Origin of the sequence: Aquabacterium soli, from assembly GCF_003933735.1 — a bacterium.
Classification (GTDB): Bacteria; Pseudomonadota; Gammaproteobacteria; order Burkholderiales; family Burkholderiaceae_C; genus Aquabacterium; species Aquabacterium soli.
On the sequence record NZ_RSED01000064.1, the window covers coordinates 1 to 814 of the forward strand.

Annotated in this window: 1 protein-coding gene and 1 pseudogene; both read right to left on the reverse strand. The window is 63.5% G+C overall.

Features of this window, described 5'->3' with window-relative positions; translation table 11 throughout:
- Positions 1 to 443, reverse strand: a pseudogene (locus EIP75_RS23810) (TCP-1/cpn60 chaperonin family protein); the annotation flags it as partial.
- Between the two features lie 41 nt (positions 444 to 484).
- Entirely contained in the window at positions 485 to 775 is a 291-nt protein-coding gene (locus EIP75_RS23815) for a co-chaperone GroES (protein ID WP_125245670.1), read from the reverse strand.
- Between the last annotated feature and the right edge of the window lie 39 nt (positions 776 to 814).

Sequence of the window (814 nt, forward strand, 5' to 3'; positions counted from 1 at the left end):
GGTGATCACGCCTTCCTTGCCCACCTTGTCGATGGCATCGGCGATGATCTGGCCGATGTCCCAGTCGGAGTTGGCCGAGATGGCGCCAACCTGGGCGATCTCTTTCGAGGTCGTCGTGGGCTTGGCGATGTTCTTGACCTCGGCCACCAGGGCCGTCACGGCCTTGTCGATGCCGCGCTTGAGGTCGGTCGGATTCAGGCCGGCGGCCACGTACTTGAAGCCTTCACGTACGATGGCCTGGGCCAGCACGGTGGCCGTGGTGGTGCCGTCGCCGGCGTTGTCGCTGGTCTTGGAAGCGACTTCCTTGACNCGAAAGAGCGCTCGAGCACCACGTTGCGCCCCTTGGGGCCCAGGGTGACCTTGACGGCGTCGGCCAGGACGTTGACGCCGCGGACGATCTTGGCGCGGGCGTCGTCACCGAAGACGACTTGTTTGGCTGCCATGTTGTGTGTTCTCCAGGAATGGGTTGTTGTTGGGTGGTGTCTCAGGACACCAGCACGGCCAGGACATCGTCTTCACGGATGACCAGCACTTCTTCGCCTTCGACCTTCACGGTCTGGCCAGCGTACTTGCCAAAAAGGATGCGGTCACCGGGCTTGACGGACAGGGCGATCAGATCGCCACGGTCGTTGCGCTTGCCAGGCCCCACGGCCAGGACCTCGCCCTGCTCGGGCTTCTCGCCGGCGGAGTCGGGGATCACGATGCCGCTGGCGGTCTTGAGTTCGGGTTCGCTGCGCTTGACGACCAGGCGGTCGTGCAGAGGACGGATGGGCATGTGTTGCTCCTTCGGTTTACTTCTTGGTGTAGATCTGGT